At 30.8% G+C, this 14,096-nt stretch carries 15 protein-coding genes; 9 read left to right on the top strand and 6 right to left on the bottom strand.

The window, feature by feature from the left end; genetic code table 11:
• Nucleotides 1-12 precede the first annotated feature (12 nt).
• The 4 genes from rlmN to HW275_RS00425 all read left to right on the top strand — a co-directional run bounded on the left by rlmN (nucleotide 13) and on the right by HW275_RS00425 (nucleotide 3,870).
• Entirely contained in the window at nucleotides 13-1,125 is a 1,113-nt protein-coding gene (rlmN, locus tag HW275_RS00440) for a 23S rRNA (adenine(2503)-C(2))-methyltransferase RlmN (RefSeq protein WP_178936376.1), read from the top strand.
• Nucleotides 1,126-1,159: 34 nt separating this feature from the next.
• Nucleotides 1,160-3,205 (top strand): transglycosylase domain-containing protein, encoded by a 2,046-nt coding sequence (locus tag HW275_RS00435; RefSeq protein WP_178934262.1) that lies wholly within the window; start codon nucleotides 1,160-1,162, stop codon nucleotides 3,203-3,205.
• A 148-nt stretch (nucleotides 3,206-3,353) separates the two neighbouring features.
• Nucleotides 3,354-3,611, top strand: a complete 258-nt coding sequence (locus tag HW275_RS00430) for a type II toxin-antitoxin system Phd/YefM family antitoxin (protein ID WP_178934260.1) — start codon at nucleotides 3,354-3,356, stop codon at nucleotides 3,609-3,611.
• A gap of 1 nt (nucleotide 3,612) precedes the next feature.
• Nucleotides 3,613-3,870 (top strand): Txe/YoeB family addiction module toxin, encoded by a 258-nt coding sequence (locus HW275_RS00425; protein WP_021768111.1) that lies wholly within the window; start codon nucleotides 3,613-3,615, stop codon nucleotides 3,868-3,870.
• A 110-nt stretch (nucleotides 3,871-3,980) separates the two neighbouring features.
• Here the strand turns inward: HW275_RS00425 and HW275_RS00420 are convergent, their stop codons facing one another.
• The 6 genes from HW275_RS00420 to HW275_RS00395 form a co-directional block, all read right to left on the bottom strand.
• Nucleotides 3,981-5,363 (bottom strand): NCS2 family permease, encoded by a 1,383-nt coding sequence (locus tag HW275_RS00420; protein ID WP_178934258.1) that lies wholly within the window; start codon nucleotides 5,361-5,363, stop codon nucleotides 3,981-3,983.
• Nucleotides 5,364-5,409: 46 nt separating this feature from the next.
• Nucleotides 5,410-6,768 (bottom strand): hemolysin family protein, encoded by a 1,359-nt coding sequence (locus HW275_RS00415; protein WP_178934256.1) that lies wholly within the window; start codon nucleotides 6,766-6,768, stop codon nucleotides 5,410-5,412.
• A gap of 175 nt (nucleotides 6,769-6,943) precedes the next feature.
• Complete coding sequence (locus HW275_RS00410; protein WP_178934254.1) at nucleotides 6,944-7,417, bottom strand: GNAT family N-acetyltransferase; 474 nt, start codon at nucleotides 7,415-7,417, stop codon at nucleotides 6,944-6,946.
• 109 nt (nucleotides 7,418-7,526) lie between these two features.
• Nucleotides 7,527-8,930, bottom strand: a complete 1,404-nt coding sequence (gene argH, locus HW275_RS00405) for an argininosuccinate lyase (protein WP_178934253.1) — start codon at nucleotides 8,928-8,930, stop codon at nucleotides 7,527-7,529.
• A 151-nt stretch (nucleotides 8,931-9,081) separates the two neighbouring features.
• Complete coding sequence (locus HW275_RS00400; protein ID WP_178934251.1) at nucleotides 9,082-9,504, bottom strand: type II toxin-antitoxin system HicB family antitoxin; 423 nt, start codon at nucleotides 9,502-9,504, stop codon at nucleotides 9,082-9,084.
• Between the two features lie 37 nt (nucleotides 9,505-9,541).
• Nucleotides 9,542-9,730 (bottom strand): type II toxin-antitoxin system HicA family toxin, encoded by a 189-nt coding sequence (locus HW275_RS00395; RefSeq protein WP_255459973.1) that lies wholly within the window; start codon nucleotides 9,728-9,730, stop codon nucleotides 9,542-9,544.
• 285 nt (nucleotides 9,731-10,015) lie between these two features.
• Here HW275_RS00395 and HW275_RS00390 point away from each other — a divergent pair, with 285 nt between their 5' ends.
• The 5 genes from HW275_RS00390 (at nucleotide 10,016) to HW275_RS00370 (ending at nucleotide 13,948) form a co-directional block, all read left to right on the top strand.
• On the top strand, nucleotides 10,016-10,258 hold the full coding sequence (locus HW275_RS00390) for a KH domain-containing protein (RefSeq protein WP_026749234.1): 243 nt from the start codon (nucleotides 10,016-10,018) through the stop codon (nucleotides 10,256-10,258).
• Between the two features lie 61 nt (nucleotides 10,259-10,319).
• Nucleotides 10,320-10,727: a thioesterase family protein gene (locus tag HW275_RS00385; RefSeq protein ID WP_178934250.1), complete on the top strand. Its 408-nt coding sequence runs from the start codon at nucleotides 10,320-10,322 to the stop codon at nucleotides 10,725-10,727.
• 107 nt (nucleotides 10,728-10,834) lie between these two features.
• Nucleotides 10,835-11,263, top strand: a complete 429-nt coding sequence (gene rpiB, locus HW275_RS00380; RefSeq protein WP_178934249.1) for a ribose 5-phosphate isomerase B — start codon at nucleotides 10,835-10,837, stop codon at nucleotides 11,261-11,263.
• Nucleotides 11,264-11,383: 120 nt separating this feature from the next.
• Complete coding sequence (locus HW275_RS00375) at nucleotides 11,384-11,725, top strand: histidine triad nucleotide-binding protein (protein ID WP_178934248.1); 342 nt, start codon at nucleotides 11,384-11,386, stop codon at nucleotides 11,723-11,725.
• A 36-nt stretch (nucleotides 11,726-11,761) separates the two neighbouring features.
• Nucleotides 11,762-13,948, top strand: coding sequence for a DKNYY domain-containing protein (locus tag HW275_RS00370; RefSeq protein WP_178934246.1), 2,187 nt, complete (start codon nucleotides 11,762-11,764; stop codon nucleotides 13,946-13,948).
• The last annotated feature ends 148 nt before the right edge of the window (nucleotides 13,949-14,096 follow it).

The raw sequence follows: 14,096 nt of genomic DNA, 5'->3' as shown, positions 1-14,096 counted from the left end.
AGATTAAAAAATATGGAGAGAAATGATAACGAAATGATAAATGAAGATGGAAAAAATTTAGATACAATTGAAAAGATTGATATTCTGGGAATGAGCTTGGAGAATCTGCAGGAGAAATTTGTTGAAATTGGGATGAAGAAGTTTAATGCAAGCCAAGTTTTTGACTGGCTACACAATAAATTGGTATTTGATTTTGATGAGTTTTCCAATATTTCCAAGAAAGACAGGGAAATTTTGAAAGAAAAATTTTATGTGGCAAAACTTGAGTTTAAGACGCATCAGGTTTCAGAAGATGGGGATACTGAGAAATTTTTATTTGAACTGAAAGACAGAAGGCTAATTGAAAGTGTGCTTATTTCTCATAAAAATCGGCATACACTTTGTGTTTCTTCGCAAATTGGCTGTCTTATCGGATGTGATTTCTGTGCGACAGCGACAATGACTTATGAAAGAAATTTGTCAATTTCTGAAATTTTACTGCAATATTATTATGTGCAGAAACATCTGCTACAGCGTGGAGAAAAGCTGGGAAATGTGGTTTATATGGGAATGGGAGAGCCGTTTTTAAATTATGATGCAGTTCTTGGTTCAACTAATATATTAAATTCCCCGAAAGGACAGAATTTTTCAAAAAGAAATTTTACGATTTCTACAAGCGGGATTGTGAGCGGGATAAAAAGATTTACAGAAAATGAGAGCCAGATAAATCTTGCGATTTCATTGCATTCAGTAAGAGATGATGTAAGGAGCGAGATTATGCCGATAAATAAAAGATGGGGAGTAAAGCAGTTGAAGGAGTCGCTTCTGGAGTATCAGAAACAGACTAAAAACCGGATTACGTTTGAATACATCCTGATTGATGACTTGAATTGTGAGCCTCAGGATGCGAGAGAGCTGGCTGGATTCTTAAATTCATTTTCGTGCTTAGTGAACTTGATCCCTTATAATCCTGTTGGCGGAAAGCCTTACAAAACGCCATCAAAACAAAAACAAAGGGAATTTTATAAATTATTAAAAGATAAAAATGTTAATGTAACCTTGCGGGAAACTAAAGGGCAGGACATTGCGGCAGCTTGCGGACAGTTGAAGGCAAAAAAACAGATGGATTCTATTCAGAATATTTAAATAAATATTGAAATAGTTACGAAAAGAGGTAGTAATGAAAAAGAATAATAAAAAAGTAAAAGTTGCAAAACCTGGAAAAAAATTTAGCCTATTGTCGTTTTTTTTCAAAGTTTTTGTATTTTTGTTTATAATTACATTTGGAGCTGGAGCTTATCTTGTTTATACAGTGAGCAAGGAAACGCCAGTTGATTTAATAGATGGTTATGCACCTGTGTCGCCTTCGGTAATTTATGACATTAATGGAAACCAGATAGATACGATAATGGTTCAAAACAGGGCACCGATAGGTATTGGAGAAATTCCTCTGCATGTACAAAATGCCTTTTTGGCAATAGAGGACAGAAAATTTAGGACTCACCACGGATTTGACTTTGTAAGAACGGCAAGAGCGCTGTTTTTAACGATTACAGGAAGACGGCGTGAAGGTGGAAGCACGATTACCCAGCAGCTTGCAAAAAATGCCTTTTTGTCGCCGGAACAGACAGTAACAAGAAAAATTAAGGAAGCAATTTTAGCAATAGAAATTGAAAGAAAATATACAAAAGACGAAATTCTGGAAAATTACTTGAATACAATTTATTTTGGGCAAGGGGCTTATGGAATAAAAAATGCGGCAATAAAGTATTTTAATAAGCAGCCGAAACAGCTTTCCATTGCACAAGCGGCAATTTTAGCGAGCCTACCTAAGTCACCGACAAAATATTCAAAATTAGAAAATGCATTGGAAAGACAGAAAATTGTACTTCATCAAATGAGAAACTTTGGATTTATAACAGATGAAGAATATAACGAGGCGATTAATGAGAAAATTACATTTGTAAATGGGAATATTAAAAGCCGTAATGAAGAGGAACAGATTTCGACTTCAAATGTGGCGCCTGAATTTACTACAGTTGTATTAAGTGAAGTAAGAAAAATATTGAAAATACCTGAAGAGGATCAGAAATTCCTGTTTGACGGCTATAAAATTTATGCAACAGTTGATTTAGACTTACAAAGGGCAGCCTACTCAGCCTTTAACAATAATTATAACTTGAAGAGCCGTGCAAACTTGAACGGTGCATTATTTTCAATTGATCCGAGCAATGGATTTGTAAAGGCGATGGTTGGAGGGAAAAACTATAAAAAAGGAAACTTTAACCGTGCATTAAGTTCATTAAGACAACCGGGTTCATCATACAAACCAGTAATTTATCTTGCAGCACTGCAAAAAAATATGGCAATGAACAGTGTTATGGAAGATTCACCGGTAAAAATTGGAAACTGGAGTCCTAAGAACTATGATGGAGTTTTCAGGGATAGCATGACACTTGCCAAAGCGTTGGAAATTTCAAATAATATAATACCAGTAAAACTGCTACAGCGTGTTGGAATCAATTCGGCTGAAAAAGTATGGCGTGATGCAGGAATTGTAGGAGGAGATTTTCCAAAAAACTACACATTGGCACTTGGTTCAATTTCCACAAGGCCAGTAGATATGGCGATGTTTTATGCAGCGCTTGCAAACGGAGGTTATCAGGTACAGCCTCAATATATTTATAAAATTGAAAATAAATATGGGGAAGTTGTTTATGAAGCAAAGCCAAAAATGAAAAAAGTTTATGATTCAAAAGATGTTGCAATATTAACTTATATGCTTGAAAACGCTGTAAATTATGGAACTGGGCAATCAGCTAAAGTATTTAAAGATGGAAAATTAATCCCAATGGCTGGAAAAACAGGGACAACTTCTGATTATGTTTCAGCGTGGTTTACAGGCTATACACCGACTCTTGCCACAGTAGTTTACGTTGGAAATGATGATAACAAGTCAATGGGGCCTGGAATGACAGGAGGAGCTGCCGCCGCACCAATTTGGAAAAACTATATGCAGGCAGTAGTGGATTTACCAAATTACAATGTTGGAGTATTTGAGTTTATAGATGACTATATAACAAGAAAAGATTTAACGACAAGAGATATTGACTTGCAAATCGGATTGCTTGACAGAGATGGCGTAAATAAGCGGACAGCATTGTTTAAGGCTGGAACAGAGCCGATTGAGTCAGAAGGTAAATTTAGAAGAGGAGTTACTTTCTAGATTTTACAATAAAAAATTTAAATATGAAAAACATAAGTAGAGAATTTGATAAAAACAAGTTCTCTATTTTTAGCTGTATAAATATTGTTGACAATTTCTTTTATTTATTGTACAATAAATTGAACAAAAGATATAAGGAGTGAGAAATATGATAGCTACAAATTATTCTAATATTAGAAATAATTTTAAAAAGTATTGTGACAAAGCCACAAGAGATTATGAAACAATAATTGTAACTAGAAAAAATGATGAAAATGTGGTATTAATGAGTGAAGAAGAATACAATAATCTTATGGAAAATTTGTATATTATGTCTAATGAAGATTATTATAATGAATTGTTGAAAAGTAAAAGGGAAGCAGAAATGGGGAAATTAGAAGCTCATGAGTTAATTGAGGAGGACTAAAGTGAATATTGTATGGACAAGTATAGCTTGGAAACAATATGTAGAAATGCAAGCTCAAGATAAAAAAGTTATAAAAAAGATAAATGAAATTATAAAAGATATTCAGAGAAATGGAAATGAAGGAATAGGTAAAGCAGAGGCTTTAAAGCATGAATTAAGTGGCTATTGGAGCAGAAGAATAACTGATAAGCACAGATTTATTTATAAATTAACTGAAAATGAAGTTATAATAATAGCCTGTGCCAATCACTACAAGTAACTTTTTAAATTATTTTATTTAAAAATAATAAAAAATATGATTTCAAATACAGATTAATGTACAAGAAATCATATTTTTTGTTTATAAAAATTTTTTTATTTGATTAGTAATTATGACATAAATAACAATTTAACTATAAATAATGCTCCTAGAATAATCATCACCCATGAAACGTGTCTTCTGTCTTCTTTTTTTGAGAATAAATTGTAAAGAAGATTTATCAATACGTAAGATAAAATTCCCAATGTTAATCCATCTCCAATGCTGTAAGTTAGAGCCATTGTTGTGATTGTGATAAAAGATGGTACACCTTCAAGAATGTCGTGCAAATCTATGTTTTTAACTGAACTTAGCATTAAGTAGCCAACGTAAATTAAGGCTGGAGCTGTAGCACATCCTGGTATTGAAATAAATATTGGTGAAAAAAACATTGATATTAGAAATAGGAAACCTGTTGTGATGGCTGTCCATCCTGTTCTTCCACCTGCGATAACTCCTGTTGAGCTTTCTACATAAGTTGTAACTGTTGAAACTCCAAGTGCGGCACCGGCTGTAGTTGCGATTGCGTCTGCCATTAAGGCTCTGCCTACATTTGGCACATTTCCATTTTCATCCAGCATATCTGCTTTTGAGCATACCCCTATCAATGTTCCGACAGTATCAAAAAAGTCTACAAATAAGAATGTGCAAACTATGACAAACAAATTTCCAAACATTTTAAAATCTGTAAATAAGTTAAAGTCCAATTTTCCCATAACAGGCATCATTGACTCATATTTAAAGATGCCGGCTGGTAAGTAAATTCCCAGTTCCTTTGCATGTGCAGGATTTATGAGAGCATATCCCCAAGCTAGCAGGGAACTTAAAACGATTCCATAAAGGATTGAACCACGTACATTTTTTTTATCCAGAATTGCTATTAAAAATAAACCGACAAATGAAATAATAACGGCTGGAGAAAAGTGTCCCATGCTGACTTTTGTCGATTCGTTTAAAACAATCAGCCCGCTGCCTGAAAAACCGACAAATGCGATAAATACTCCAATTCCACCAGTAACAGCGTATTTCATATTTTCTGGAATAGAATTTACTACGGCTTCACGAACTTTAAAAAGCGTTAAAAATATAAATATAATTCCTTCACAGAATACGGCAGTCAGAGCAGTTTGCCAGCTGATACCGCCTTTTAATACAACTGTAAATGCGAAAAATGCGTTTAACCCCATACCAGAGGCAAGAGCAAAAGGCAAGTTTGCAATAAGGCCCATAAGAAAACAACCTAGTGCAGCTGAAAAACAAGTAGCTGTAACTAATGCGCCTGCATCCATCCCTGTTTTTGATAAAATATTTGGATTTACGGCAATTATGTACGCCATTGTAAGAAATGTTGTAATTCCTGCCATGATTTCCCTTTTCATATTGATATTTTCATTTGCCAGAAGCGGAAAAAGCCGTTTAAGTCCGCTTGTCTTCTGAACATTAGTGATGTTCATTTTGATTAATCAACTCCATTTCTGTGTATTATTTTTTTATAAAATATCATTCATCTTCATTCGGCTTAGTTTTAGCCTTTTCATCATCTTCTTTATCTTTATTTTTATCAAAAGTCATAACAACTTTTTCAATTTTTTTATTTCTGACTCGCTGTGGCTTGAATACAACGCCATTAATTGTGATTGGCTCAATAGTTTCATTATCTTCAGGAATGTACCCCAAATTTTCAATTAAAATTCCACTCAAAGTGTCGTAATATTTTGATTCAAGTTCAAAGTGAAAGTTGTCATTCAAGTCATTTAACGAAACTTCTCCGCTAATTAAATATTTATTTTTCGACAGCTGACGGATTGACAAATCTTCGTCATCAAATTCATCAGCAATATTTCCCATCACTTCCTCAATCAAGTCTTCAAGCGTAACAATCCCTGAAAAACCGCCATATTCATCAATCAGAATAGTAATATGTTTTTTCTCAAGCTGCATTTCATTAAAAAGTTCGTTTACATTTTTCGTTTCAGGCACAAAATATGCTTCTTGCAGCAGATCAGCCACTTTTATGTTATCAAAGCCTTTTTTGTAGGCTTCCATCATCAAGTCTTTAGTTAATAAAATTCCAATAATGTTGTCAGCCTCATTTTCATAAACTGGAATACGTGAATATTTTCCAATTTCCTTATTTTCAAAAAGTTCATGAATCGAAATATTTTTATCAATCAAAAATACTTTTGTTCTCGGAATCATTATTTCCCGTGCAATTTTTTCGTCAAATTCAATAATATTTTCAATCATTTCCTGCTCAGTTTCATTAATAACTCCGTGTTCCTTCCCAACTTCCACAAGTGAACGCAGCTCTTCCTTAGAAACCTTCTCTTCAATATTATCTTCCTTCATTTTCAAAATTGTAAGAACCAAATTTGTAGAAAATGTCAAAAATTTTACAAATGGAGAAAATAATTTTGAAATAAATACAACAACTCCAACTGACGATAATGCGATATTCTCTGAATTTCTAAGTGCGATTCTTTTTGGAATCAGTTCCCCAAAAACAAGCGTGATATATGACAACAGAAAAGTTATCAGAATCATCGAAATTTGATTGCTGTAAGGAATATTCAAAGGCTGCAATGCACTTGACAAATAATGGGATAAACCGGTTGCTGCCGATGCAGACGCAAAAAAGCCCGCCAAAGTAATTCCAACTTGAATAGTAGACAGGAATTTGCTCGGTTCCTGCAGCAAGTTGTCAAGTAAAATTGCTTTTTTATTTTCCTCTTCAATTAATATTTTTAATTTATTTTTATTTAACGAAACAATCGCCATTTCCGCACTGGAAAAGAAAGCGTTAATTCCCGTTAAAATTATTATTATTACAATCTGTAATAATAAACTGCCCTCAGACATTTTAGTTTTCCTCCTAAATTTTTTAAATTTACCAATTTTTATAGTAACAAATTTTAAAACTGAATTTAAAAATTGTAACCATTTATTCAAACTCTAATTTTTTATTTTGTGTTAATCTAAAGAGTTTAAGCATATTATAGCATATTTTTAAAAAATTTAAAAATTGATTTTAAAATTATAAAATCTCCTCAAAAACATACTTCTGAACTTTCATTCCCAATTTTTCATAAAATCTAACAGCTCCAGCATTATCAGCCCAAGCATCCAGCGTTAAATTGTAACAGCCTTCTTTTTTCGCAAAATCTAAAGCAAAATCGTATAATTTCTTTCCAATATTCTGCCCACGTGTGCTTTCATCGACACAAAGATCGTCAATGAATAATGTTTTTATATCAGTTAGAACATTGTGATTTGTCTGCTGCTTGAAAATACAGAAAATATAGCCAATTATGTTATTATTTTCATCAGTTGCTACAAATATTGGCTTGTTTGAGTCGTTTAACATTTCTGTTAATTCTTTTGCTGTGTATTTTTTTCCAGTTGCCTTGAAAATATCAGGACGCCCTTCGTGATGAATTAATAAAATTTGTTCTAACAAGTTTTCTATTTTTGGAATATCCTTTTCTTGTGCAAGTCTAATTTCTTTCATTGTAATAATTTTTCCTTTTATTTGTATTTTTATGTAATTTTTTTAATATTATTTCCTATTTAAATAGTGAATGTTTAATAAATTTTAAATTATATATTTTATCAAGAAATTAAAACTTCTTGTTCTTAACATAGTTTCTATTTTTTAAAAATTTTTTTCCATTTTCAATTTGCATTTCAACATTTTTTATGGAAGTTCCGCCAAATGAATTTCGCTTGTTTACACAGTTTTCAATTGTGATTTCTGAAAGAATGTCATCTTTGAAAACATCAGAGAATTTATGAAATTCTTCAAGTTTCATGTCGTCAATTGCGATTTTCTTATCTTCGCAATAGGATACAATTTCTCCAACGATTTTATGTGCCTGTCTGAACGGAACATTGTGTTTTGCAAGGTAATCGGCTACATCTGTTGCGTTTAGAAATCCTGTTCGCATTGAAGCATAGATTTTTTCATTATTTACTGTTATTGTATCAAGCATTAGATAGAAAATTTCAATGGACAGTTTGATATTGTCAATAGAGTCAAAGATTCCTTCCTTGTCCTCCTGCATATCCTTGTTGTAAGCCAGTGGAAGTGCCTTCATTGTTGTTAAAATGCCCATAAGATTTCCGTAGATTCTGCCTGTTTTCCCTCTTACAAGTTCGGCAATGTCGGGATTTTTTTTCTGTGGCATAATTGAAGAGCCAGTTGCAAAGGCATCATCTAGACTTATAAATGAAAATTCAGATGTGCACCAAATAATAATTTCTTCTGAAAATCTTGACAAGTGCATTGAAATTACTGAAATAATCATTGCAAGCTCAATTATAAAATCCCTGTCACTTACAGAATCAAGGCTATTTTCCGTAGGCTTTGAAAACCCAAGTTCTTCTGCTACAAAATGTCTATCAAGATTAAATGTAGTTCCAGCCAAAGCTCCTGCTCCAAGTGGCATTTCATCACTTCTTTTGAGAAAGTCCTCAATTCTTGAAATATCCCTTTTAAACATTTGAAAGTAAGCCATCAGGTGGTGAGAAAATAAAATTGGCTGAGCCCTTTGTAAATGTGTATATCCAGGAATAATAACATTTTTATATTTTTGTGCAAGTCCTAGCAGTACATTTTCCATTTTTATAAGCAATTTTGAAATTTCACGGGCTTCTTTCCGCACATACATACGGACATCGAGAGCCACCTGATCATTACGGCTTCTAGCAGTATGCAGTTTCCCAGCCACAGATCCAATAATCTGTGTCAATCTTTTCTCAATCGACATATGAATATCTTCATCTTCAATTCTAAACTCGAATTCTCCTTTTTTAATTTCATCCTTTATTTGAAGCAACCCATTTTCAATATCTTTTTGCTCGTTCTCTGCAATAATCCCCTGTTTAGCAAGCATTCTGCTGTGTGCAATACTTCCTGTAATATCTTCCTCATACATTCGTTTATCAAACGTAATGGACGCATTAAATTTTTCTAACAATTTGTTAGTTTCCTTATGAAATCGCCCTTCCCACATTTTTTTCATATTTCTCAGTCCTTTCTAAAAACATAATTTATTTGTATATTATATCAAATAAAACCTTATTTTTAAAGAGTTTAAAAGTATAAATTAAAATTATGTATAAAAAAATCTCGAATAAAAAAACACAGTCAAAATAACTGTGATTTTATGAATTTTAAATACCTAACTCTTGTTTTAAAGCCTTTTGAAGAGTGTTTGAAAAATTTATATTATTTCTTTTTGCCATTTCGTTTAGCCAGCTTGGAATTGATACATTTTTTCTTACGATTTGATTTTTGCTTTCTTTCACATATTTTTGCATATCTAAACTTACATATGATTTAAAACTTTGATTTGGAATATAAAATTCTTTTTCATCATTTCCAATCTTTATTTCAACATCGTCTATATTGCTGGCTTTAGGAAGTTCATTATTATTTATAAAATCATTATATAAATAAGTCCCTATATAATCTTGAGCCATTTCCATTGCTTCCTCCAATGTTTCTCCTTGAGTTGCACCATTGTCAAAATCTGGAAAAACAACTATAAATCCACCTTCGGTGGCTTTGTGGAATATTGCTGGATATACTAGCATTTCGATACCTCCTGTTTTTTCTTTTTTACAAACAAGGCTATTTTTTAAGCCCTGCTTGCGTTAAAATTGTATGTTCCATACCTTTTTTCAATTCTTTAGAATGATATGGAACTAAGGTTGTTCTGCCTGTACTTTGATTGAAAAATTTTCTATGAGAACCTTTACCGCCATTAATTTCAACAAAACCATTTCTCAATAAAAATTTAATCATTTCCTTTGGTTTCATTGGCATAATATCACCTCAAATTCATTATACATAATATTGTGTAAAAAATCAATACTAAATTTTTAATATCACTAATTTATATTATCGGACGTTTTTGGTTAATTATATATTATAAAAACAAACAAATACATACAAACGATATTTACAATTAAATTTTATAATAATTTATGCCAAAAAATTTTCTTCAAAAAATTAATAAACAAAATTTGATAAGAATATTGAAATTGTGTTATAATAATTGTAAGAAAATAAAATCTTAAATAAAAAATGGAGGAAAGAAATAAAATGAGTAAATATTTTGAAACTGTGGATTTTTGGGTTGAAAATTTATTGGATTCGACTGAAAGCTATACGATTGAGAGTAATGAAAAAGGGAAATTTGTGGATATTACGATTAATGTTACAAAAGATGATATGGGGAAAGTGATTGGAAAAAATGGGAGAATTATTACAGCGCTTAGGGTTCTCATGTCTTCAGTTGCAAAAAAGGATAGAAAAAGTGTAAAAATTGAAGTTAAGGAAATGTAGATTAACCTAGAACTGTTGTATTTAAATTTAATAAAATTTTGTCAATCTAAGGAGTGAGTTTATGGAAACTTCTGATTTGAAAAAGAAAAGCTTTAAACTTAGAGTTTATTATTATGATACTGATAAAATGGGAGTTGTGTACCATTCAACTTATTTAAAATGGATGGAAATGGCACGGACTGAATATTTTAGGGATGTCTTTCCATATAAGAATATGGAAGATATGGGATTTATTTTGCCAGTAAAGACGTTAAATATTGAATATATTAATTCGGCAAAGTATGACGAGGAAATTGAAATTTCTGTGAAAATTGAGGAAATAAACAATATTAAAATCAGATTTTCTTATGAAATGTATAATTCAGACGGGGTTTTAAAGGCAAAGGCTGAAACTGTAAATGTTTTCGTGGATGAAAATGGAAAATTAAAGAGAATTTCAAATGAATTGCTGGAAAAACTTACTAAATAAATAATTGTTTGGAATATTTATATTGTTATTAAAGTAATTTTGTGAAATAAAATTAAATTTATAAAATAAATTTATTATAACTCATAAAAAGAAAAGAGGTATTAAAAATGAAAATAGCAATTGGAAATGATCACGCAGGAGTGGAATTTAAAAACAAAATAATGAAGGAACTGAGAAGCAAGGGATATGAAATTGTGAATGTGGGAACTGATACTTTAGATTCAGTTGATTATCCCGACATTGCAAAAGAAGTTGGTGAGAAAGTTCTTGCTGGAGAAGTAAATTTTGGAATTTTGATCTGTGGAACTGGAATTGGAATTTCTATTGCTGCAAATAAAATAAAAGGAATTCGTGCAGCTCTTTGCCACAATGAGTACACAGCAAAACTTGCAAGACTTCACAATGATGCAAATATTATAGCATTAGGAGCGAGAGTTTTAGGTGAAGATTTAGGGCTGGCTTGTGTTGAGGCATTTGTAAATACAGAATTTGAAGGTGGTAGACACGCTAAAAGAGTCGGAAAAATAGAATTGTAATTTAGAAAATATCTTAAAAATTCTAATTAAAATTTTATCGCTAAATATTTGTTAGACTTGTCTGGAAATTACTAAGGTTTAGCAAAACAAATATTATTATAAAATAAGGAAGTGATTTTTATGTCAACAATTTTTAAAAAGATAATAGATAAGGAAATACCAGCAAATATCGTGTATGAAGATGAAGAATTCTTAGCTTTTCATGATATAAATCCAGCGGCAAAAGTTCATGTGCTTGTAATTCCAAAAAAAGAAATCAAAAGTTTGGATGCAGCAACTGAAGAAGATGCTTTATTGTTGGGAAAATTGCAGCTTACGGTAGCAAAAGTGGCTAGAATTTTGGAATTAGATAAGGATGGATATAGGGTTATAACTAATATTGGAGAAAATGGCGGACAGGAAGTTTTGCATATTCATTATCATATTTTAGGTGGAGAAAAGTTGCCAGTTAAATTAAAATAGAAATAGTCAAATTTTCTAAAATTATGGAGGAAGTGCATGAAAAGTAGACTTTCTAAAATTGTAATTCTTGTCTTTCTTGTGGCAAATCTAGGAATGGCTGAATATATAAAAAAAGATAATGCTGTTTACTATAAGGATGAAATATGGCAGGCAGATGAGAAAAAGGTAAATGATGCCGATTTTAAGACATTTGTAGAGTTGAATAAGATTTACGGGAAAGATAGTAAAAATGTTTTTTATGAAGATGGAAAACTAGAAAATGCCGATTTTAAAACGTTTCAGGCAGTTGGGGAAAATATTGGAAAAGACAAAGATAACTTTTATTGGTATAACCAGAAAGTAAAAATAAATCCAAAAGATTTTAAATTTTATAAAAATAAGGATAAAATAGTATATTTTAGAAATAATGGTAAAATATATGATTTAAAAGGATTAAATGAACTTAATGAAATTGAGGATGTAGATACTTTTGAAGTACTGGATGATGAATATTCAAAAGATAAACATAATATTTATTATGGTGGAGTAACTTTGTCTGATGTGGATATGGATACTTTTCAGATAATAATGCCAAATTACTATGCTAAAGATAAAAATAGCGTGTATTCAAGACATAAAAAAATTAAAGGGGCAAATCCAAAAACAATAAAAGTTTTGAATATTGCATATATAAAAGACGATAAAACTGTTTTTTCAGATTTTTCTTTTAGTAATACACTTAAAAATGCAGATGTTAAGTCTTTTGAAGCATTAGGACAATACTACGGAAAAGATAAAAACAATGTGTATTTAATGGGAAAAAAAATAAAAAAAGCCGATGTAAAAACTTTTCAGGTAATTTCAGAAGAATCTTTTGATCACTATTCAAAAGATAAGAATAATGTTTATTTGGAAACATACATTATAGAAGGAGCAGATCCGAAAACTTTTGAAATTATAAAAGAAGAGCCGTCTTATTCAAAGGATAAAAAGTACTTGTATTATTCTGGGAAAAAAATTGATGAAATTAGAGATAACTTAAAAATTATGAGTGCAGGAATCTTTGATATTATAATAAATGGAAATAAAATTTATGCTAATGGAAGTAGGCTTGATATAGAAAATCCAGAAAATTTTAAAATAATAAAAAATGATTATTACAATAATCCAAATGTAATTTATGGAAAAAACAATAAAAATATATATGTAATTATAGGAAATGGACAAAAAATTCGTAGTAAAGTAATAAAAGATGCGGACATAAACTCTTTTGAAATAATGGAAATAGGTGCATATTCACGGGATAAAAATAATATTTATTTTACGCATTCTGATGTTGTGAAAATGAAAAATGTAGACAAAGACAGTTTTACTATTGGAGAACATGGCTTTTCATACGATAAGAACAGTGTGTATTTTTATGGAAAAAAGATAGATGGCATAAGTCCAAAAGGATTTAAAATTGTTGATTTAGCTGTTAATTCTGGGGATTCTGTAACATTTGCACTATTGACAGACAGTAAAAATTTATATAAATTTATTTATGAATTTGATCCTGAAACGTATAAATTGAAAAATACAAAATTGGTTACTGTAACGAATGTAAAAGTAGATGCTCCGAGTTTTGAGATTGTTAAAGAAGACACGGGAAGTTATTATAAAGACAAGGACAGCGTTTTTTATTATGATATGAATAAAAAAGAACTGAGAAAGGTCGAAGGTGGTGATAGAAACAGCTTTGTCGAAATGGATAATTTTTTCGCAAGGGATAATAAAAATGTCTATTATCTTGGGAAGCAGATTAGAAATATCAGCTCAGAAGGGTTTAAATTTGTTGGTCCAGATATTGCAAAAAATAAAAATGGTGTATATTTTTTGAAAGATGAAACTGGGACAGGAGACTATGAGATAGTACCTTTAAATTTTGACGGTGCTTCATTTGATATAGCGAATAAGGATACGAGCAATTATTTTAAAGATAAAAATGGAATTTATTATCTTGATTACGGTAAATTGTTAAATTCAGAATCAAAGGATGTACAAAATGCCTTTATTAAACTCGAAGGAGTTGATATTCCAACATTTAAAGCATTTGGATATGGGTATTCCAAAGATAAGAATAGAGTTTATTGTGAATATAAGGAACTTAAAGGGGTGGATGTTTCAAGTTTTACTGTTGTACTGGAAGACGAGGGAGTTGTAGTTAAGGATAAAAATAGGATTTATAAAAATGATTGTGAGTGACAAGTAAAAATTATTTTGAGTTATATTTTGGTAAGATTGCTTTAAAACAGAATTTAGAAATCATAATTATCCTGCTAAAATTCTTTTTAATTATCTGATTTAATTTTGAAAGGTTTTAAATATTTTTAAATGTTTTTTGATAAATTGT

Source organism: Leptotrichia sp. oral taxon 223 (assembly GCF_013394795.1).
GTDB lineage: Bacteria > Fusobacteriota > Fusobacteriia > Fusobacteriales > Leptotrichiaceae > Leptotrichia.
The sequence above is the reverse complement of the archived record's forward strand: the minus strand, read 5'-3'. Positions and strand labels throughout refer to the sequence as shown.